This is a genomic window from Actinomadura keratinilytica, assembly GCF_039539665.1.
Taxonomy (GTDB): domain Bacteria; phylum Actinomycetota; class Actinomycetes; order Streptosporangiales; family Streptosporangiaceae; genus Spirillospora; species Spirillospora keratinilytica.
Genome location: NZ_BAABDO010000090.1, coordinates 1 through 17,956, shown reverse-complemented (window position 1 = coordinate 17,956; position 17,956 = coordinate 1). Strand labels below are relative to the sequence as shown.

Genomic DNA, 17,956 nt, shown 5'->3' with positions numbered 1-17,956 from the left:
CGGGTGCCGTGTGTCGGCGTGACGCCTCAGCGCCTGGTGTTAGTACCAGCTCAGCACCGGATGCGCGACCCAGCCGCTCAGCAGCGCCTCCACGACGCGGGCCCGCCGCCGGCGCGCCCGCGGCACGTCCAGGTCCATCGAGGCCAGGCCGTGGACGGCGCCATGCCGGACGTCATGGTCCGGGGCGTCGAGCAGGGCGATCAGGCGGTCGGCGTCGTTCGGGTCGCCCACCGTCCCCAGTGCGCAGGCGGCGGCGCCGCGCACCACCGGGGGCACCGCCGTCCGGCCCGTCACCACCGCGCGCAGCCGCCGGACGGCTTCCGGTGTGCCGATGTCGCCCATGATCCCGGCGGCGACCGGACCCGCCCGGTGGTCCTGCAGCCAGCGGACGGCCGCCGCCAGGCCGCGCCCACCGCATCGTCCGGCGAAGCCGAGCAAAGGAATCGCCGCCTCGGGGTCGCGTTCGACCTCGAGCGCGGCGAGCAGGCGGTCGGCCGTCTCCGGCCGCGGATCCCGGAGCAGGATCAACGCCGCGACCCGCCGCACCTCCGGTTCGGCGGCGGTGAGCCCGGCCTCGGCGAGGTCCGGGCGGCCGTGATGGGCGACCATGCTCAGGGCCGCTGCGCGTGCCCTGCCCGGCTCCGAGGCCGCCACCCGCGACAGCCGGGGCAGCAGGACGTCGTCGTGTGCGCCGGGATGCAGCACTTTCCGCAGCACCACGCCCGCGGAACCCCGGACCGCCCGCACGGGATCGTCGAGCAGGTCGACCAGCGCCGCGACGTCCCCGGGCTCGCCCAGCCGCTCCAGCGCGACCAGCGCGTTCAGCCTGACGTGGTATTCCTCGTCGCGCAGCAGCCGCCCGAACGCGGCGGTGGCGGCCGGCCCGGTCAGCTCCAGGCGGTCCGCCGCCAGCGCGGCCCGGCGGCGGACCCGCGCGTCCGGGTCGGCCGGCAGCTCGATGAGAAGGTCGTGGACCGGCCTCTCGACGGCGCGCCGCCCGTCGCGCGGCGCCCGCTTCCCGGGCGTCGGCACCAGGAGCCTGCCGAGCCCGATCACCGCGGCCGCGCGCACCCCGGGATCGCCGTCCCGCGCCGCCGCGATGAGGACCGCGGTGTGCTCCGGGCGGCCGATCCGCCCCAGCCCCTTGGCGGCGGCCGCACGCCGCGGCGGGTCGGCCTCTGAGATCTCCCGCACGAAGAACTCGATCTGGTGCTCGGTCCCCATGACATCGCCCCCTTGCCACGGGGACGTCCCTGCCTCCGATGCGGTTGGCTGCGTTCGGGGCCTGCGCGAGGGAAAGGAAAGCCCGAAATGCGGCGGGTCAGGGTTTGCGGGCGACGCCGCCGAGGACGCCCTCGTCGGAGGGCGTCTCGAAGGGGCTCGGGTCGGGACGCCACTCGTTGATGGGCACGACGCCGGGTTCGACGAGCTCCAGTCCCTCGAACAGGCGCGCGATCTGCTCGGGGCGCCGCAGGTGGTACGGGGCGGAGCCGCCTTCGTTGTAGCGGCGGGTGGCCTCGACGTTGGCCGGGTTGGTGTCGGTGCTGTCGTTGATCGCCAGGTAGCTGCCGGCCGGCAGGGCGTCCATCAGCTGCCGGACGATCGACCGCGCCTCCGCGTCGTCGCCGGCGTTGTCGATATGGCCGAGGATCTGCATGAGCAGCAGCGCGACCGGCCGGCCGAGGTCGAGCGTCCGCGCGGCCTCGCGGATGATGGTGCCGGGGTCGCGCAGGTCGGCCTCGATGTAGCTGGTGACCCCCTCGGGGCTGCTGGTCAGCAGCGCGTTGGCGTGCATCAGCACCAGCGGGTCGTTGTCGACGTAGACGATCCGCGACTCGGGCGCCGCCCGCTGGGCGATCTCGTGGGTGTTGTCGACGGTCGGCAGGCCGGTGCCGATGTCCAGGAACTGCCGTATGCCGGCCTCGCCCGCCAGGAAGCGCACCACCCGCCCGAGGAAGTAGCGCGAGCCCCGGGCCAGGTCGGTGATCCCCGGGTAGACCTGCCGGAACGCCTCGCCCGCCGCCCGGTCCACCGGATAGTTGTCCTTGCCGCCGAGCCAGTAGTTCCAGATGCGCGCCGAGTGCGGCACGGTCGCGTCGATCTTGGGGTGCTCCGGGCCCGGGGCGTCGGGCGGAGGAATGTCGCTGCCGGTCACGGAAACACCCTCCTCGGCGGAGATGTCGGACTATCACCGATTATCGCTCACCGGTCTCGTCGGCTCCCGGCCGCGCCGCGTCCGCGGGGCTCACTGCTGCGGTGGCCGCGGGGTGTCCATGGACAGGCGGCGCGCGGCCAGACCGGCCCAGCCCAGGCCCAGCGCGGTCGCGTACAGGACGCCGCCCGCCCCCAAACCCGCCGCGAGCAGCCCGGCGGCGCTGGGCAGCACGATCTGCCCGGTGCGGTTGCCGAGCAGCCGCAGCGACATGGCGCGGCCGCGCGCACCGGGGGGAGCGGATTCGGCCAGCCACGACATGGTGAGCGGCTGCCCGACGCCCAGCCCGAACCCGGCCACCACCAGCAGCACTGCCAGCAGCCACGTCGGCGAGGACAGCGGGGCCAGGCCCAGCGCGAGGGCCGCCGCCACGGTGCTGGCCACCAGCAGGCGGCGGCGGCCGAGCGCGCCGCTGAGCCGTCCCAGGAAGAACCGCGAGCCCATGGACGCCAGCCCGCGCAGGGTCAGCAGCATGCCCACGGTGCCGGACGACAGGCCGCGCTCGGCCCCCAGCGCGGGCAGGTAGGCCAGCGTGATGTCCACGGCCGACAGCACCACGCAGCTGGTCAGCAGCGCGTGCGGCAGTCCGGGCAGGCGCAGCAGCGCCCGGGTCGGCGGCCCCTCCTCCCGGACCCGCGCCGGGGCCCGCTCGGTGCCGGCCAACGCCAGGGACAGCACGATCAGCACGGCCGACACCGCGCACGTCCAGGCGAAGATGCGCCCGGTGTCGGGGATGTCGCGGTGGCCGCCGAACACGGCGATCAGCACCGGGCCGGCCGACTGCCCCAGCGACGCGGCGAAGGTGTAGAGGCCGAAGGCGGTGTCGTGGGCGCCCCGGGAGGCGGTGTTGGCGACCAGCGCCTGCTGGCCGACCACGCAGCCCAGATGCCCGGTGCCCAGCAGCATGGCCGCGGCGACCAGCCCGCCGACGGTGTCCCCGGCCACCAGGAAGGCCAGGCAGGAGCAGGTCAGCAGGGCCGCGCCGCCGGTCATCACCCGGCGCTCGCCGACCCGGTCGGTCAGCTGCCCGGCGGGCAGCGCCAGGAACAGCGGGGCCAGGGCGAAGGCGGCGGCCAGGGCGCCCAGCCCGGCCGCGGGCACGTCCAGCTCGATCGCGCGGTACGACATCGTGGGGCGCAGCACGAACGTGACCGCCTGCGTGATCACCGCGTGCGCCAGCAGCGCCGCGGTCCGGCCGCGTCCGAGCGGCCCGCCCATGGCCGGGCCGCCCCCTGTCGACCGCCTCATCCGCCTCCCGTCTTATAACCAAGGCGTGCATTTGCGCCTGGCGGGCAGAGATCATAGCGCGTGGGTGGATTCGGGCGTTATAACGGGGGGCCGCAAGCGGCAGCGTGGAAGGTGGAATGACTGCTCCTTTGACGCCTTGTCAGCCCCTGTCGCGAAACGTATGGTGAATACATGTGTTTCCGTCGGGAGGCGGGGGAGACCGGCCGGGGGCGGCGGAACCCGGCCCGCGACCGCGTGCCGGACGCGGCGCCGGCTCAGCCCGGCGAGTGAGGGCGAGTGAGGAGGTCGTCATGACCGCGACGGAGACCAGGGCCTTCCCGTTCAGCGAGCCCGAGCGGCTCGACATGGAGCCGCTGTTCGCCGAACTGCGCCGCGACCGGCCGGTGTGCAGAGTGCAGCTGCCCTACGGCGAGCCCGCCTGGCTGGCCACCCGCTACGAGGACGTCAAGTTCGTGCTCAGCGACCCCCGGTTCAGCCGCGCCGCCGCCGTGTCCCGCGACGAGCCGCGCTCCCGCGGCTACCGCGGCCCGTCCGGCAGCATCATGAGCCTCGACCCGCCCGAGCACAGCAGGCTGCGCAGGCTGGTCACCAGGGCGTTCACCGTCCGGCGCGTGGAGCGGCTGCGGCCGCGCGCCGAACAGATCGCCGGCGAACTGGTCGACCGGATGATCGCCAAGGGCGCCCCGGCCGAGCTGGTCGAGGACTTCGCGCTGCCGCTGCCGATCACCGTGATCTGCGAGCTGCTCGGCGTCCCCGTCGAGGACCGGGCCCGCTTCCGCGTCTGGTCGGACGCCTTCCTGTCCACCACCCGGTTCACCCCCGAGCAGGTGGCCGAGCACGTGGCGCGGCTGCGCGAGTACATGGCCGGGCTGATCGCCGAACGCCGCCGGGAGCCGAGGGACGACCTGCTCGGCGCGCTCGTCGTGGCCCGCGACCAGGAGGACCGGCTGTCGGAGGACGAGATGCTGGCGCTGGCCGAGGGCATCCTCGTCGCCGGTCACGAGACGACCGCCTCGCAGATCCCCAACTTCGTCTACGTGCTGCTCACCCACCCCGAGCAGCTGGCGATGCTGCGCGCGGACCTCGGCCTGGTGCCGCGCGCGGTCGAGGAGCTGATGCGCTACGTCCCCCTCGGCCTGGCCGGGGGCGGCGCCCGGTACGCGCTCGAAGACGTCGAACTGGGCGGCGTGACCGTCCGGGCGGGCGAACCCGTGGTGGTCGCCCTGCCCTCGGCCAACCGGGACGAGACCGTCTACAGCGATCCCGACCGGCTCGACCTGCGGCGCCAGGAGGCGCCCCACGTCGGTTTCGGGCACGGCCCGCACCACTGCCTGGGCGCGCCGCTGGCCCGCATGGAGCTGCAGGTCGCCCTGCGCACGCTGCTGGAGCGCCTGCCGGGCCTGCGCTTCGCCGGGTCCGAGCAGGACATCGTCTGGAAGACCGGCATGGCGACCCGGGCCCCCGAACGCTTCCCCATCACCTGGGACGCCCCGTAACCCCACCCTGCCGGGCCGCGCGCCGCGCAGGCGGTGACGTGCCCGGATGCCCGGTGACATCGGCGGTCGCCCATCGTGGCGTCACCCGGCGGCCGGCGGCTGCCCTAGGGAGCACTTCTTTACCTGAAATATGCTTCCTACGACATCCGCGAACCCGCTTCCCGACCCGGGGTGATCACGTGGGCGCCACCGACGCGCTCGGCGGCAGGAACAGGACCTTCCTCACCGACCACGCCCGCGTGCTGATCCACATCGCGCGCAACCCGCAGGCCCGCATCCGCGACATCGCGGCGGGCATCGGCATCACCGAACGCGCCACCCAGCTGATCATCAACGACCTCGAAGAGGCCGGCTACCTGACCCGCGCCCGGGTGGGCCGCCGCAACACCTACACGATCAACCCCGACCGGCCCTTCCGCCACCCGGCCGAGGGCGACCACCACATCAACGCGCTCATCACCCTGTTCACCGGCCACGATGAGACACTCGGCGGTCACGGCGGCGCCCGGTCCGCCCGCCCCGCCCCCTCCTCCCCGGCGCGAGAACAGGCGACCCCCGATGAGCACTGATCCCGAACTGACCGTCGAAATCACCGAGCAGGGCGGCTACTCCCTCGTGGTGCCCGCCGGGTCCATCGACTTCCACACCCACCCGGCGCTGGACGAGCACCTCGCCCGCGCGATCGACCCGACCGGCCTGGCGGTGATCGCGGACATGAGCGGCGTGACCTTCTGCGACTCCAGCGGCCTCGCCGTCTTCGCCCGCGCCCGCCGCCGCGCCGACGCCCGCGGCGTCACCATGGTCATCGTCGGCATGCCCGGCCGCGTCGAGCGGGTCTTCTCCGTCACCGGCCTCGACCGGGCCTTCTGCCGCCGGCCCGGCCTCCGGACCGCCCCGCACTGGCTGGAGACCGGCGCCGGCGTGCCCAGCGCCTCCTGAACCCGGCCGAACCCGCGGCGGGCCGAAGGTCCCCGGCCTCGGGGCCTCCGGCCCCTACCTGGGCGAATCCGGTTCGGCGAGACTGGAGACGAGCCCGCCGCGGGGGAGGTGGCCCATGAGCGAGGACGGCGCTGGACGCCCCGTTCTGGTCGGATACGACGGATCCCCGGCCGCCGAGGTCGCGTTGCGCTGGGGAGTGGAGGAGGCCCGGCTCCGCGGCCTCCCCGTCACCGTCTGCCACGCCTGGCACTGGCCCTACCCGATGCGCCGGCCGGACGAGGAGACCCTGGAGATCCTGCGCGGCGCGGGCGCGATCGTGGCCGACGAGGGCGTCCGCAAGGCCCACGCCCTGCTGACGGGCGAAGGCGTGCGCAGGGCGCGCGCCCTCGCCGGTCAGCGAGGCGGGGACGTCGAGGTCCGCTGGTGCCTGGAGCGGGGCTGGGCCGCGGCGGTGCTGCTGCAGGCGTCCCGCGACGCCGAGCTGGTCGTGCTCGGCCTGCGCGGCCACGGCGGGTTCGAGGGGCTCACGGTCGGGTCCACCGCGGTGCAGGTCGCCTCCCGCGCCGACCGTCCGGTCGTCGTCGTGGGCGCGGACACGGCGCACGACCGCCGGGACGGCGCCCCCATCGTCGTCGGGGTGGACGGCTCGCCGGCCAGCGAGGCGGCACTCGGATTCGCCTTCGCGGAGGCCGCGCTGCGCGGCGCGTCCCTGCTGGCGGTGTGCAGCTGGTGGGACCCCTCCGCGCTGCCCGGCCCGGACCGGGCCCCCTTCGTCCGGCCCGACAAGCTGCGGCACGAGGCGATCGTGCGGTTCGACCAGGCCGTCGCCCCGTGGCGCGCCGAGTACCCCAAGGTGCCGGTCGAGACCAGGTTCGTCGTCGAGAAACCGCGGCACGCCCTGCTCGACGCCGCAGACGGCGCTGCGCTGCTGGCCGTCGGCGACCGCGGGATCGGATCGACCCCGCAGACCCTGCTCGGCCCCGTCACCCAGGCCGTGCTGCAGCAGGCGCCGTGCCCCGTGGCGGTCGTGCCCGCACCGGCCCGGTGAAACGCCCGGCGGGTCAGGGTTCGATGAGGCCGGTGCGGATGGCGTAGCGCACCAGTTCCAGGCGGTCCTTCATGCCGAGCTTGGCCAAGATGTTCGCGCGGTGCCGCTCGACGGTCTTGACGCTGATGACCAGGGTGTCGGCGATCTCCTTGGACGAATGCCCCTCGGCGACCAGCTTGAGGATCTCCTCCTCGCGCGGGGACAGCACGGTGTCCGGTACCTGCCCGGTGCCGGCGTGCTCGAGGTAGGTGCGGATCAGAGTGCTGACCGCCCCCGGATACAGGAACGGCTCGCCGCGCATCGCCGCCCGGCATGCCGCGATCAGGTCGCGGTCGGCCAGCGACTTGAGCACGTACCCGGCGGCTCCCGCCTTCAGCGCCTCGAACAGGTACTGCTCGTTGTCGTGCATGGTGAGGATCAGGATGCGCAGGCCGGGCCGGCGGCGCGACAGCTCCCGGGCGGCCTGCAGGCCGGTCATCCGCGGCATCGCCACGTCCAGGATGGCCAGGTCCGCCTCGACCCGCTGCCCGGCGGTGCCCTGAAGCAGCGCGACCGCCTCGGCGCCGTCCCCGGCCTCGGCGACCACCTCCAGGTCCGGTTCGCCGTCGAGGATGAGCCGGACGCCGCGGCGCACCAGGGCGTGGTCGTCGGCCAGCAGGATGCGGGTCTTCGGGACGTCGTGCACGGGCGGGTTCGGGCTGGCGGTCATGGCATGTCCTCGCCGGATTCTCGGGTGCCGGGGCGGCACCGGCCGGTGGCGCCGCCGGGCACGTACAGAGTGACGCGGGTGCCGCCCTCGGGCCGGTTCTGCAGGTTGAGGGTGCCGCCGACCAGCAGCGCGCGTTCCCGCATGCCCCGGATCCCGGCGCCTTCGACGGCATCGCCGATCCCCTTGCCGTCGTCGTCGACGCACAGCAGCACACCCCCGTCGGCAGGGGCCAGGCTGAGCTCGACCTGCGCGGCGCCCGAGTGGCGGGCGGCATTGGTCAGGGCCTCCTGGGCGATCCGGTACAGCACCAGCTCGACCTGCGGGCCGAGGGGCGGCAGGGCCGGGTGCAGGGTCCGCCGCACACGCAGGGTGGTGTGGGTGTCGAACTGGGCGGCCAGCGCGGTCAGCGCGCTGGCCAGCCCCAGGTCCTCCAGCACGTCGGGCCGCAGCCTGCGGGCGATGCGGCGCACCTCGTCCAGACTCTGCCGGGTGGTCTCCTGGGCCTGGCGCAGCTCCTCGCGCAGCGGCTCGGGGGCCCGGTCGGTGAGCCGCTTGAGGTCCAGCAGCAGGGCGGTCAGGCTCTGGCCGATCTCGTCGTGCAGCTCCCGGGCGATGCGGCGCCGCTCGTCCTCCTGCGCCGACAGGGCGCGGGCGCTGCTGGTGCCGCGTTCGGTCTCCAGGCGCTGCAGCATCTGGTTGAAGGTGTCGATCAGCGTGGCGATCTCGCGGCTGCCGGTGACCGGCAGCCGCTGGCCGGGACGCAGCAGGTCGACGGTGGTCATCAGGCGGGCCAGCCGGTCCAGGGGCGCCAGCCCCCAGCGCAGCAGCAGCGCGTTGGCGAGCAGCATCGACGCCAGCCCCGCCAGCAGCACCATCGCCTCGGTCAGCCGGATGGGCACCGACACCGTCCATGGCCCGATCATCAACAGGACGGTGGCGAACGCCCCCACCAGCGCGTTGAGCCAGAACACCCGCCAGAACAGCCGCACTGACCGCACGTCCCCCCTGTCGTCTGCCCGGTCGGCCCCACTGACGAACCGTTCGTGTCCCATCCTCTCGCGTTCCCTGCCTCGTCCCGCGGCGGACGCGTCTGCGAGAAGCCTCGCGTTCACGGCGTGAACGCTGATACCACGGTAGGGCGCCCCGACCGGGGGCCGGATCCGTCCGCCCAGCGCTCCCGCCGCTCCATCCTGCCGCCCGCCGCCCCGACGGGGCGATACGGGGCGGCACCCATGCCCCAGACCGCCGTCCATACCCTGTGACCTGCGAATACAGGACCCGCACGCGGCGAATGGGTGGCGGCCCCGATGGCGCCCGGCGCGATGGTCGCCCATGGTAGAGCGGAAACGGGGGAGCCGATCGCCACGGGCGCCCCGGCGGGCGCCGGAGGTACGGCGAGCCGGCGCCGCGCGAGCCGCCGACCCACGGTCGATCACGACGGAGTGAACCGATGACCCGCGGCCTGACGAACTGCGATCTGATGAACCGTGATCTCCTCGGCCGGGTGACGTTGCCGCTCACCGGCTGGACCGCGCGCGTCCACCAGTACGACGGGCGGCCGTCCCGCCTGGTGGTGGACCCGGGCGGCGGCTCGCCCCTGACCTACCCGCTGCTCCCGTCGGCCGGGAGCGGGCAGCTGCTGCTCGGCGCCCACCTGGTCCGGCTCGCCCGCCCGTTCGGCCCGTCGGCGATCGGCACGGTCACCCTGGCCTACGGGGCGCTGTACGGCGAACCGGTGGAGCCGGCCTTCCTGCGGCACCGGCCGTGGCGTCCCGCCCGCGTGCACAAGGTCCGCCCGACGACCCTGGCCGACTGCGTCTGGCTGGCCGAGCAGGCCGGACGGTTCGACGAGATCCGGGTCACCGTCGCCGGAAGCACCGCCATCCGGATCCTGTAAGGTCCGTCCGCCGGGAGGCCGCCGGGCCCGGGTGGCTCCAACGAACCCGGATTCGCGCGGTGTTCTCGCGGGTTCGCCCGGGCCCGGCGGCATTCGGGGATCCCCCGGGAGGCGAATCGGGGGATCCGGCTCTACATGGGGAAGGGGGCGTCGCGCACAGGCGGGACGTGCCCGCTGGAGGCCGCGTATCCGGCCAGCGCGGCGGCCAGACCGCCGGCCGAGGGCCGCCGGGCGATCGCGTGGACGCGCAGCCCGTGCTCGCGCGCCGTCTCGGCGGTCTGCCGCCCGATCGCCGCGACCACCGTCGACGGCGGCGGCGCCGCGGCGAGCGCGAGCAGGTTGCGCACCGTCGACGACGATGTGAACGCGACCGCGTCGAACCGGCCGTCCGCGACCGCGGTCACCACGTCGGCGGGCGGCGGGGCGGCCGCCACCGTGCGGTAGGCGACGACCGCGTCGCACCGCCATCCCCGCTCGGACAGGCCCGCCGCCAGGGTGTCGCGGGCGATGTCGGAGCGCGGCAGCAGCACCCGCCCCGGCGCGCCCGGCGCGGGCCGCAGCGCCTCGCAGGCCAGCAGCCCCTCGGCGGACTGCTCGCCGCCGGGGACGAGATCGACCCGCGCGCCCAGCCGCACCAGTTCCGCCGCCGTGCGGTCGCCGACCGCGGCCACCCGCGCGGTGTTCAGCGCCCGCCCGTCCAGGCCGCGGGCGGCCAGCCGTTCCCCGACCGCCCGCACGGCGTTGGCGGACGTGAACACCACCCAGGCGTAGCCGCCCTCCCGCAACCGCGCGAGCGCGCGGTCCAGCGGCGCCAGGCACCGCGGCGGCTCCACGTCGATCATCGCGACCTCCCAGGGGACCGCCCCGTACCGGCGCAGCCACCGCGACAGCTCACCGGCCTGATGGGCGGCGCGGGGCACCAGCACGTGCCAGCCGTCCAACCGGCCGCACGGCGGCGCCCCCGACACCGGCTGCATTGCGCTCGCCTCCGTCTCAGCGGTCGCCGCGGGCGCCGCGTCCCTGGCACCGCACGCAGAACCGCGCGTACGGCAGGATCTCCAGCCGACCGGCCGGGATCGCCTGCCCGCAGCCCTCGCACCTGCCGTAGGCGCCCTCCCGCAGCCGCCGCAGCGCGTCGTCGATCTCCACCAGGCTCTGCCGCAGGTTCTCCAGGCGGGTGTAGTCGGACGCCTCCACCTGCTCCAGCGGAGACCGCTCGACCGCCTGCTCCAGCGCGGTCAGCTGTGCGGCGCGCGTGCGCCGCTCCTCCTCCAGGCGCTGCCGGACCTCCCGCGCCGCCGCGTCGTTCAGCGCGTGCGTCCCGGAAGAAGCGTCCCCCACGTTCGTGGTCATCCGACATCGTCCCTTTCCTGCAGAAAAAGCAAGGGGCCATCCCGTGATGGCCTGGCATCCACCATGCGTCCTCGGCGTCCGCCGGACCATCGGGCCTGACCCCCATTTCCACCGGGAACACCCTGTAGAGGCGGGGGACGGCCGACATCCCGGGGGATGGGTAGTGACATGGGGGTTTTCCCCCGTCCCCCGAGGCGGTGCCCGGGGGCATGCTCGTGCTCAACCGAGACGCACCGCATCCTCTCCGTGCACCGAGGGGCTCTGAAATGTGCCAGCACAAGCCGCCCTGCCCCGCCGCGACCGCCCCGGACCGCCACACGGCCCGCCTCGTCGCCTACCACCCGGAACAGGGGTGGGGTCTGCTCTGCAACGGAGTTCTGATCTTCGACGACGGCGGTGAGCTGACGCCCACCGGCCAGGCGGCCGACGCCGTACCCGTGGGCTGAGACCAGGCCCTGCGGCGGCCGGCCGCGCGTCCGAACGCGCTGCCGCGTGCGCGCTCCGGCGCTCCGCGGGACGCGTTCCGAGACCCGAGGAGAACATCGTGAACCCGCTGAACCAGCAGGAACACCCGCGGCTCCGCGACGCCGGCGCGCCCGCGCCGGCGTCGCGGAGCTTCCCGCTGTGGGGGGCGACGGCGACGGTGACGGTGACCGAGCCGGACCGCCTCGGCCTCGCCCGCGAGGCCGTCGACCATGTGATCGCCGACATCGACGCCGCCTGCGACGCCTACCGCGGCGGCAGCGACCTGGCACGGGTGCACGCGGCGGCCGGCCGGCCGGTCCAGGTCGGCGCCACGTTCCACGCGCTGCTGTGGACGGCCCTGCACGCGGCCGAGGTGACCGGGGGCCGGGCCGACCCACTCGTCCACGCCCCCAGGGGCGCCTGGCGCTCGATCGTGATCGACGAGCCGCCCGGGTCGGTGCGGCTGCCCGCCGGGGCGACCCTCGACCTGTGGCCCACGGCCAAGCCCTTCGCCGTCGACCGGGCCGCCGAGCTCGCCGCCGGCGAGGCGGGGTGCGGAGTGCTCTTCTCGCTCGGCCGCAGGGCCGCGGTGGCGGGGCCGCCTCCCGGCGGGGGCTGGCGGATCCGGGTCGCCGAAGATCCCCGCGAGGCGTGGCGCGGCGGCGACCCGCTCGGCCAGGGCGTCCTGCTGCGGGCGCCGTGCGGGCTGGCCACCTGCGCTCCGCCGGCCCCGGAGCGCCCCGCGTCCGGCGGCCTGGGCGTCGCGCGCCTCGTCGACCGCCTGGTGGGCAGGCAGCCGCACGGGCCGTGGCGCACGGCCTCGGTCGTGGCCGACAGCTGCGTCGACGCCGGCACGGCCTGCACCGCCGCCCTCGCCTACGGGCATGAGGCCGTCGAATGGCTGCAGTCCATGGGGCTGGGGGCGCGGCTGGTTCACGAGGACGGCTGGGTCCTGACGGTCGGGAACTGGCCCGCCGCCCCCTTCCCGGTGTAGGCCCCGCGCGCCGCCCCGGCCCTTACCCGGGCGGCGTCTCCTCGCCGGACGCGTGGGACCGGTCCTCGACCCACGCGGCGATCCGGGCACGGGAATGGAACCCGAGCTTGTCCATGATGTGCTCGATGTGCCCCTCGACGGTGCGCTGCGCGATCACCAGGGCGGCCGCGATGTCCTTGTTGCTCATCCCCTGGGCGATAAGCCCGGCGATCTCCGTCTCGCGGGGCGTCAGCGGCGAGGCCCCCGCCGCGTCGCGCGCCGCGCCGGCCGGGGGCCGCTCCTCCAGCGCGTAGGCGAGCGCCGCCTCGGACGCGAGATCAGCGCCCTGCCGGACGGCCGCCCGGAACGCCTGCGCGCCGAGGGCCCGGCGGACGGCGGCCTCGCACTCGTCGTGGAAGTGCACCAGATGCCCGTAACCCGACAGCGGGGCGCCGACCGCCTTCCACACCTTCGCCACGATGCCCAGCAGCCGGGCCGCCCGCTGGTACCGCCCCTCGGCGGCCGCGATCCAGGCCAGCACCTCCAGGTTCACCCCGATGCCGAGCGGATCGTCGAGCGAACGGTTGAACCGCAGGCTCTCCTGCTCCATCGCGGCGGCCCGGCGGGTGTCGCCCTGGCGCCACACATCGACCCCCAGCGCCATCAGCGTGTACGCCCGGTGCCACCCCTCGCCGTACCTCTCGCACACCGCCAGCCCCTCCTCGCCGATGGCGACGGCGCGCGCCGAGTCGCCCAGGAACGAGTAGGCGAGCGAGAGCCGGACGAGCGCCAGGGACAGGCCCACCGGGTCGCCGGTGGCGCCGTGCCGGGCCAGCGCCTCCTCGTACCGGGCGATCGCCGTCTTGGGGTCCCAGCGGCACATGGCGATCATCCCGGAGAAGATCGCGACGTAGCCGAGCACCGACTCCGACCCCTGCTCCTCGCCGATCGCCCGGCTCTCCCGCAGCATCGCCTCGGCCGCATCCGGGTCGGCCTGGATGACGGCCAGCCAGCCGTCGGCCCACAGCGCCCGCGCCCGCACCTCGGTCGGCGCGGTGTCGGCGGCCAGCGCCCGGTCCAGCCAGCGGCGCCCCTCGGCCAGGTAGTAGCTGGTGATCCAGTGGTAGAGCAGGTCGGCGGCCATGCCCAGGCCGACGCCGGCCTCGCCCGGGCGGGTGAGGCAGTACTCAAGGGCGGTGCGCAGGTTGGCGTGCTCGAGCTGCAGCCGGGTGAGCAGCAGGACCTGGCCGGGACCGAACAGGCGGACGCGCGCCTCGGCCGCCAGGTTCCGGTAGTGGTCGCGGTGCCGCCGCGCGACCCGCTCGGCCTCCGCGGACCGGGCCAGGCGCTCGCGGCCGTACTGCCGGAGCGTCTCCAGCATCCGGTACCGGACCGTGCCCGGATGCTCCTCGGCGATCAGGATCGACTTCTCCACCAGGCCGACGACCAGGTCGACGACGTCCTCGGCGGCGATCCCGCCGCCGGCGCACACCGCCTCGGCCGCCTCCAGGTCCAGGCCGCCGCTGAAGACCGACAGCCGCGCCCACAGCGTGCGCTCCTGCTCGCCGCACAGCGCGTAGCTCCAGTCGATCAGTGCGCGCAGCGTCCGATGGCGGGGCAGCGCCGCCGGCGACCCCGCGGTGAGCAGCCGGAACCGGTCGTCCAGCCGTTCCAGCACCTGGTGGACCGACAGCGCCCGCAGCCGCACCGCCGCCAGTTCGATGCCCAGCGGCAGGCCGTCCAGGCGCCGGCAGATCTGCTCCACCGCCTCCCGGTTGCCGTCGGTGACGGCGAACCCCGGCAGCACGGCCTGGGCCCGCTCGGTGAACAGCTGCACCGCCTCCGACGGCCCGCTTGCGTCCGGCCCGGCGTCCGGCAGCGACAGCGGCCGCACGGGGAAGATCTGCTCGCTGACCAGCCCCAGCACGTGCCGGCTGGTGGCCAGGATCCGCAGCTCGGGCGCCGCCCGCAGCAGCGCCTTGGCCACGTTCGCGCAGTCCCGCAGCAGGTGCTCGCAGTTGTCCAGGATCAGCAGCATCCGCCGGTCCGCCAGGTGCCCGGCGAGCACCTCCAGCGGCGGGCGGGTGGACCGGTCGCGGATGCCCAGGGCCTGGACGACGGTCGGCACCAGCAGTTCGGACTTCTCCACGCCGGCCAGTTCCACCAGCCGCACCCCGTCGGCGAAGGCGCGCTCCAGCGTCGCCGCGACCCGCACGGCCAGCCGCGTCTTGCCCACGCCCCCGGCCCCCGTCAAGGTGACCAGCCGCGATGCCGTCAGCAGGCGCCTGATCTCGGCGACCTCCTGCCGGCGCCCGACAAAGCTCGTCACCTCGGCCGGAAGCCCGGACCTGTGCCGCCGCCGCGTCGAGGTGCCCGACGTCGCTGCAACCATCCCCCACCCCGGTTGATCAGGATGCGTCGGACCGCTCCGGTTACCGACACCCTATGTCCGTGCATTGCCACTTGCATGTGCACGACCAGGGAGAACGCACTGATGGTTCAGTCTTGAACGTTGATCGAGCCATGAAAGAAGGGCGGCCGCGGGGGCGGTTCGTTGACGGCACCGCGACCGCTCCTCATTATGGGAGCGCTCCCAGCCCTGGAGGCCGTCATGACCAGGTTCCTTGCCCTGCTCGCGACCGGCGTGACGCTGCTGGCGCTGCTGGCGGCACTGCCCGCGGCCCCCTCCCGGGCGGCCGCCGCCGTGCGGATCATGCCGCTCGGCGACTCGATCACCGGGTCCCCGGGCTGCTGGCGCGCGCTGCTGTGGAACCGCCTCCAGGAAACCGGCCACACCGACATCGACTTCGTCGGCACCCTCCCCACCCAGGGCTGCTCGGTGCCCTATGACGGCGACAACGAAGGGCACGGCGGCGCGCTGGTCACCGACGTGGCCGCACAGAACCTGCTGCCGGGCTGGCTGGCGGCCACCCGCCCCGACATCGTGCTCATGCACTTCGGCACCAACGACGTCTGGAGCAACCGCCCCACCGCGACGATCCTCGACGCCTACACCACGCTGGTCGGCCAGATGCGGGCGAGCAACCCCGCGATGAAGATCCTCGTCGCCCGGATCATCCCGATGAACCCGGCCACCTGCGCCGAGTGCGCCGACCGCGTCGTCGCCCTCAACCAGGCCATCCCGGACTGGGCCGCCGCCCACTCCACCGCCGAGTCCCCGATCACGGTCGTCGACCAGTGGACCGGGTTCAGCACCGACACCGACACCTACGACGGGGTGCACCCCAACGACTCCGGCAACCAGAAGATCTCCGACCGCTGGTACCCCGCCCTGGTGTCCGCCCTCGGCACCGTCACCCCGCCGACCACCCCTCCGCCCGGCGACGTCACCTGCACCCTGACGGTCACGAACCAGTGGCCGGGCGGCTTCCAGGGCACCGTCACGATCGGCAACGACGGCCCCGCCCTGACCTCCTGGCGCGTCGGCTTCGACCTCGCCGCCACCTGGGAGCTCGCCTCCACCTGGAACGGCACGTTCACCCGCTCCGGCACCACCGTCACCGTCTCGAACGCCTCGTGGAACGCCGCCGTCCCCACGGGCGGCACCGCGTCCGCCGGCTTCACCGCGACCGGCTCCGGCGCCCTCCCCGCCGCCTGCGAACCCGCCTAGAGCCGGTTGCACCGGCCGCGGCACGGCCGCACCGCCGGGCCCCGCGGCCGCCCTGACCGAGCGTTTGCCAGAGACCGATGCACACCTCGACCCGGTGATACGTCCTTGGTCCATTCCTGACGATCAGCCGAGGCTCTTGCCGCCGCCGACGGCGCGCCGCATTTCAGGGCCGCAGGAACGCACCGAGCGGGCGATTAGTAGTGATTTGTCGTGGTATCTAGGGTGATGCCAGATTCATCCGGGTCGTTTTCGCCGGCCGTTCCGGCCGGGGAACGGGGGGACGCTGTGATGGTCTCGGTTCTGATCGCCCTGTCGGTGCTCGCGCTGCTGGCCGTGGGCTCGTGGCTGTCCCAGATGGGCGGCGGCGTCGACGTCGAGCTATGGGAGCGCGGCCGCGAGGCGCTGCGCACGGCCTCGCCGGGCGGCGATGCCGCCCCCCGGGACGACCCGCGGACGGCGTCCACCGGAAACGTGCGCGTTCTGCCGTCGAAATCCGAAGACGGCCGATTCCTCGAAGACGACGCGGCGATCGTGGACGCACCCGCCCATGCCACCTGAAATCCCCGGACGCCACGGCCCGCATTTGGTGGCGGGTCAGAGAAGGGAGGCCTGACCGGCGTCGTACACCAGCAGCCCGTCCTGCCGCACACGGGCCGCGGGAAACGGAGTGTGGCCGGTCAGGCGCCCGTCGTGCATGAGGTGGGCGACGGGGACGCCGCGGACGAGCACGAGGAAGTCGGCGAGCAGCCGCCGATGGCACCGCCACCAGACGCTCTCGCTGCACATCACCGCCACCGCGCCGGCGTCCTCGTCCGCCGTGCGCATGTCGGCCAGCAGATCGTCCACGGCGGCCGAGAACTCCTCGGTGCGCATGTGCGCGGCGTACCCGCGGAACATCCCCTCCCGCCACGCCAGGTCGGGGGAGTCCTGCGGCGGCCGCCGGAACCCGCCGAGACGCTTGTCCCAGCGGTATCCGACGCGGTGTTCCGGCAGTCGGCGTTCCAGTTCACGGCGGGCCACGTGGGGGTTGCGGCGACTGCCGGGGGCGGTGCGGATGTCCACGAGCAGCCTCACGCCCGCACCGCCGAGCAGACTCGTGATCTCGTCCGGCCCCGCGGTGCCGTGCCCGAAGGTGATCAGTGCGCGCCGCGCCTCCACCCTCCCGTCCTACCCGATCCACACACACCCACGAGCACCCAGCAGCCGAACCCCCGGCCCACACCGCGCCGCCCGGAGATCATTCGTGGCGAGGCCGGGTTCGACCAGCAGCTCCTTGCAGCCGCCCGCATCGAAGCGGACGATGATCCGCCCCTGCGCCCACCGGCGACGATCACTCCGGCCCTCCAATCCCGGTGCCGGAAGCGCACCCCATCGAGAAGGCGGGGCGTTCTCAGCGCGCCGTCTCTCCCGTCGGTCCCGGCGAGTGCGGCCGTCGGCGCCGTCGCCGTAGAAGGCGCATCCGCCGCAGAGCTGGCTCGGTGGGCGCGGCCCGGTGGCAGATGCCACCGTGCCCGCAGAGACGCTCGCAGGTCCCGCCGAAGTACCGCAGCAGGAAGCGGCCACGGCAGTCGGTCATCTCCATGCGAGTGCGCTACGGACCTCGGACACGAACCCTTTGTACATGTGGAGGTCCGGGGTGACTCGGGCCTCCACTAGTTTCTTGTCGTGGTGGAAGGTCATCCGGAGGCCGAGCTCCCGGTAGAGGTCGGCCTTGCCGTCCGGGTCCGCGGTGGCCGCCATCCGAGCCAGTTCACCGACGCGCTCCAAGAGTTCGGCGATCTTCTCGGCACCGATCGGCTCCGAACGCGTGGGGCTGCGTAGCTCGGCTTCGAGCTGAGCGCGTTCCTGCTCGGCCTCGTTGATCCACTTGGTGACCTCGACGGGATCGGCTCCGGCGTCGAGCGCGGCCCGGTACCGGGCGAGCCGGCTCCGCCGCGCCACCCACGTGATCTTCCTGGACCTGCCCGCGATCACCTGCCTGTGGG

At 74.3% G+C, this 17,956-nt stretch carries 19 protein-coding genes; 9 read left to right on the top strand and 10 right to left on the bottom strand.

Annotated elements, in window-relative coordinates; translation table 11 throughout:
• Window positions 1-39: 39 nt before the first annotated feature.
• From ABD879_RS23865 to ABD879_RS23855, 3 genes are all read right to left on the bottom strand, one after another.
• The gene (locus ABD879_RS23865) at window positions 40-1,224 is read right to left on the bottom strand and encodes a HEAT repeat domain-containing protein (RefSeq protein WP_345023813.1); all 1,185 of its coding nucleotides are present in this window, start codon (window positions 1,222-1,224) and stop codon (window positions 40-42) included.
• Window positions 1,225-1,321: 97 nt separating this feature from the next.
• A complete protein-coding gene (locus ABD879_RS23860) occupies window positions 1,322-2,155 on the bottom strand; it encodes an SAM-dependent methyltransferase (RefSeq protein ID WP_345023812.1) in 834 nt (277 codons plus the stop codon).
• Between the two features lie 90 nt (window positions 2,156-2,245).
• Window positions 2,246-3,460, bottom strand: coding sequence for an MFS transporter (locus tag ABD879_RS23855; protein ID WP_345023811.1), 1,215 nt, complete (start codon window positions 3,458-3,460; stop codon window positions 2,246-2,248).
• Window positions 3,461-3,750: 290 nt separating this feature from the next.
• Here ABD879_RS23855 and ABD879_RS23850 point away from each other — a divergent pair, with 290 nt between their 5' ends.
• The 4 genes from ABD879_RS23850 to ABD879_RS23835 all read left to right on the top strand — a co-directional run bounded on the left by ABD879_RS23850 (window position 3,751) and on the right by ABD879_RS23835 (window position 6,943).
• Window positions 3,751-4,956 carry a cytochrome P450 gene (locus ABD879_RS23850; protein WP_345023810.1) on the top strand — a complete coding sequence of 402 codons (1,206 nt, stop codon included), beginning with the start codon at window positions 3,751-3,753 and terminating at the stop codon, window positions 4,954-4,956.
• A gap of 179 nt (window positions 4,957-5,135) precedes the next feature.
• Complete coding sequence (locus ABD879_RS23845; RefSeq protein WP_345023809.1) at window positions 5,136-5,525, top strand: helix-turn-helix transcriptional regulator; 390 nt, start codon at window positions 5,136-5,138, stop codon at window positions 5,523-5,525.
• Window positions 5,515-5,895, top strand: a complete 381-nt coding sequence (locus ABD879_RS23840; protein ID WP_345023808.1) for an STAS domain-containing protein — start codon at window positions 5,515-5,517, stop codon at window positions 5,893-5,895. The genes ABD879_RS23845 and ABD879_RS23840 overlap by 11 nt, the downstream gene beginning before the upstream one ends.
• Window positions 5,896-6,010: 115 nt before the next feature.
• A complete protein-coding gene (locus tag ABD879_RS23835) occupies window positions 6,011-6,943 on the top strand; it encodes a universal stress protein (RefSeq protein ID WP_345023807.1) in 933 nt (310 codons plus the stop codon).
• Window positions 6,944-6,956: 13 nt separating this feature from the next.
• Here ABD879_RS23835 and ABD879_RS23830 read toward each other — a convergent pair whose 3' ends face one another.
• Both ABD879_RS23830 and ABD879_RS23825 read right to left on the bottom strand, forming a co-directional pair.
• Window positions 6,957-7,652, bottom strand: a complete 696-nt coding sequence (locus ABD879_RS23830) for a response regulator (protein WP_345023806.1) — start codon at window positions 7,650-7,652, stop codon at window positions 6,957-6,959.
• On the bottom strand, window positions 7,649-8,650 hold the full coding sequence (locus tag ABD879_RS23825) for a HAMP domain-containing sensor histidine kinase (RefSeq protein ID WP_345023805.1): 1,002 nt from the start codon (window positions 8,648-8,650) through the stop codon (window positions 7,649-7,651). Before ABD879_RS23825 ends, ABD879_RS23830 begins: the two co-directional genes overlap by 4 nt.
• A 452-nt stretch (window positions 8,651-9,102) precedes the next feature.
• Here ABD879_RS23825 and ABD879_RS23820 point away from each other — a divergent pair, with 452 nt between their 5' ends.
• Window positions 9,103-9,549: a hypothetical protein gene (locus ABD879_RS23820; RefSeq protein WP_345023803.1), complete on the top strand. Its 447-nt coding sequence runs from the start codon at window positions 9,103-9,105 to the stop codon at window positions 9,547-9,549.
• A gap of 131 nt (window positions 9,550-9,680) precedes the next feature.
• Here the strand turns inward: ABD879_RS23820 and ABD879_RS23815 are convergent, their stop codons facing one another.
• Entirely contained in the window at window positions 9,681-10,526 is an 846-nt protein-coding gene (locus ABD879_RS23815; protein WP_345023801.1) for a uroporphyrinogen-III synthase, read from the bottom strand.
• 16 nt (window positions 10,527-10,542) lie between these two features.
• Window positions 10,543-10,902, bottom strand: coding sequence for a TraR/DksA family transcriptional regulator (locus tag ABD879_RS23810; RefSeq protein ID WP_345023800.1), 360 nt, complete (start codon window positions 10,900-10,902; stop codon window positions 10,543-10,545).
• 266 nt (window positions 10,903-11,168) lie between these two features.
• On the opposite strand from ABD879_RS23810, the gene ABD879_RS23805 reads away from it, so the two are divergent.
• Together ABD879_RS23805 and ABD879_RS23800 are read left to right on the top strand one after the other, a co-directional pair.
• A complete protein-coding gene (locus ABD879_RS23805) occupies window positions 11,169-11,348 on the top strand; it encodes a DUF5999 family protein (protein WP_285494002.1) in 180 nt (59 codons plus the stop codon).
• A 98-nt stretch (window positions 11,349-11,446) separates the two neighbouring features.
• Entirely contained in the window at window positions 11,447-12,361 is a 915-nt protein-coding gene (locus ABD879_RS23800) for an FAD:protein FMN transferase (RefSeq protein WP_345023799.1), read from the top strand.
• A gap of 22 nt (window positions 12,362-12,383) precedes the next feature.
• Here ABD879_RS23800 and ABD879_RS23795 read toward each other — a convergent pair whose 3' ends face one another.
• Window positions 12,384-14,669, bottom strand: a complete 2,286-nt coding sequence (locus tag ABD879_RS23795; protein ID WP_345023798.1) for an ATP-binding protein — start codon at window positions 14,667-14,669, stop codon at window positions 12,384-12,386.
• A gap of 282 nt (window positions 14,670-14,951) precedes the next feature.
• Here ABD879_RS23795 and ABD879_RS23790 point away from each other — a divergent pair, with 282 nt between their 5' ends.
• Together ABD879_RS23790 and ABD879_RS23785 are read left to right on the top strand one after the other, a co-directional pair.
• The gene (locus ABD879_RS23790) at window positions 14,952-15,971 is read left to right on the top strand and encodes a cellulose binding domain-containing protein (protein WP_345023796.1); all 1,020 of its coding nucleotides are present in this window, start codon (window positions 14,952-14,954) and stop codon (window positions 15,969-15,971) included.
• Between the two features lie 288 nt (window positions 15,972-16,259).
• A complete protein-coding gene (locus ABD879_RS23785; protein ID WP_345023795.1) occupies window positions 16,260-16,529 on the top strand; it encodes a hypothetical protein in 270 nt (89 codons plus the stop codon).
• 36 nt (window positions 16,530-16,565) lie between these two features.
• Here the strand turns inward: ABD879_RS23785 and ABD879_RS23780 are convergent, their stop codons facing one another.
• Together ABD879_RS23780 and ABD879_RS23775 are read right to left on the bottom strand one after the other, a co-directional pair.
• Window positions 16,566-17,129 carry a DUF488 domain-containing protein gene (locus ABD879_RS23780; protein WP_345023793.1) on the bottom strand — a complete coding sequence of 188 codons (564 nt, stop codon included), beginning with the start codon at window positions 17,127-17,129 and terminating at the stop codon, window positions 16,566-16,568.
• A gap of 414 nt (window positions 17,130-17,543) precedes the next feature.
• Window positions 17,544-17,956, bottom strand: a 413-nt coding sequence (locus ABD879_RS23775) for a hypothetical protein (RefSeq protein ID WP_345023791.1), incomplete at its 5' end; no start/stop codon positions are given.

What these genes read in the sequence shown, in the direction of transcription:
- ABD879_RS23865 (WP_345023813.1), bottom strand. Translation starts at nt 1,224, where the DNA reads ATGGGGACCGAGCACCAGATCGAGTTCTTCGTGCGGGAGATCTCAGAG.
- ABD879_RS23855 (WP_345023811.1), bottom strand. Translation starts at nt 3,460, where the DNA reads ATGAGGCGGTCGACAGGGGGCGGCCCGGCCATGGGCGGGCCGCTCGGA.
- ABD879_RS23850 (WP_345023810.1), top strand. Translation starts at nt 3,751, where the DNA reads ATGACCGCGACGGAGACCAGGGCCTTCCCGTTCAGCGAGCCCGAGCGG.
- ABD879_RS23840 (WP_345023808.1), top strand. Translation starts at nt 5,515, where the DNA reads ATGAGCACTGATCCCGAACTGACCGTCGAAATCACCGAGCAGGGCGGC.
- ABD879_RS23835 (WP_345023807.1), top strand. Translation starts at nt 6,011, where the DNA reads ATGAGCGAGGACGGCGCTGGACGCCCCGTTCTGGTCGGATACGACGGA.
- ABD879_RS23830 (WP_345023806.1), bottom strand. Translation starts at nt 7,652, where the DNA reads ATGACCGCCAGCCCGAACCCGCCCGTGCACGACGTCCCGAAGACCCGC.
- ABD879_RS23820 (WP_345023803.1), top strand. Translation starts at nt 9,103, where the DNA reads ATGACCCGCGGCCTGACGAACTGCGATCTGATGAACCGTGATCTCCTC.
- ABD879_RS23815 (WP_345023801.1), bottom strand. Translation starts at nt 10,526, where the DNA reads ATGCAGCCGGTGTCGGGGGCGCCGCCGTGCGGCCGGTTGGACGGCTGG.
- ABD879_RS23810 (WP_345023800.1), bottom strand. Translation starts at nt 10,902, where the DNA reads ATGACCACGAACGTGGGGGACGCTTCTTCCGGGACGCACGCGCTGAAC.
- ABD879_RS23805 (WP_285494002.1), top strand. Translation starts at nt 11,169, where the DNA reads ATGTGCCAGCACAAGCCGCCCTGCCCCGCCGCGACCGCCCCGGACCGC.
- ABD879_RS23790 (WP_345023796.1), top strand. Translation starts at nt 14,952, where the DNA reads ATGACCAGGTTCCTTGCCCTGCTCGCGACCGGCGTGACGCTGCTGGCG.
- ABD879_RS23785 (WP_345023795.1), top strand. Translation starts at nt 16,260, where the DNA reads ATGGTCTCGGTTCTGATCGCCCTGTCGGTGCTCGCGCTGCTGGCCGTG.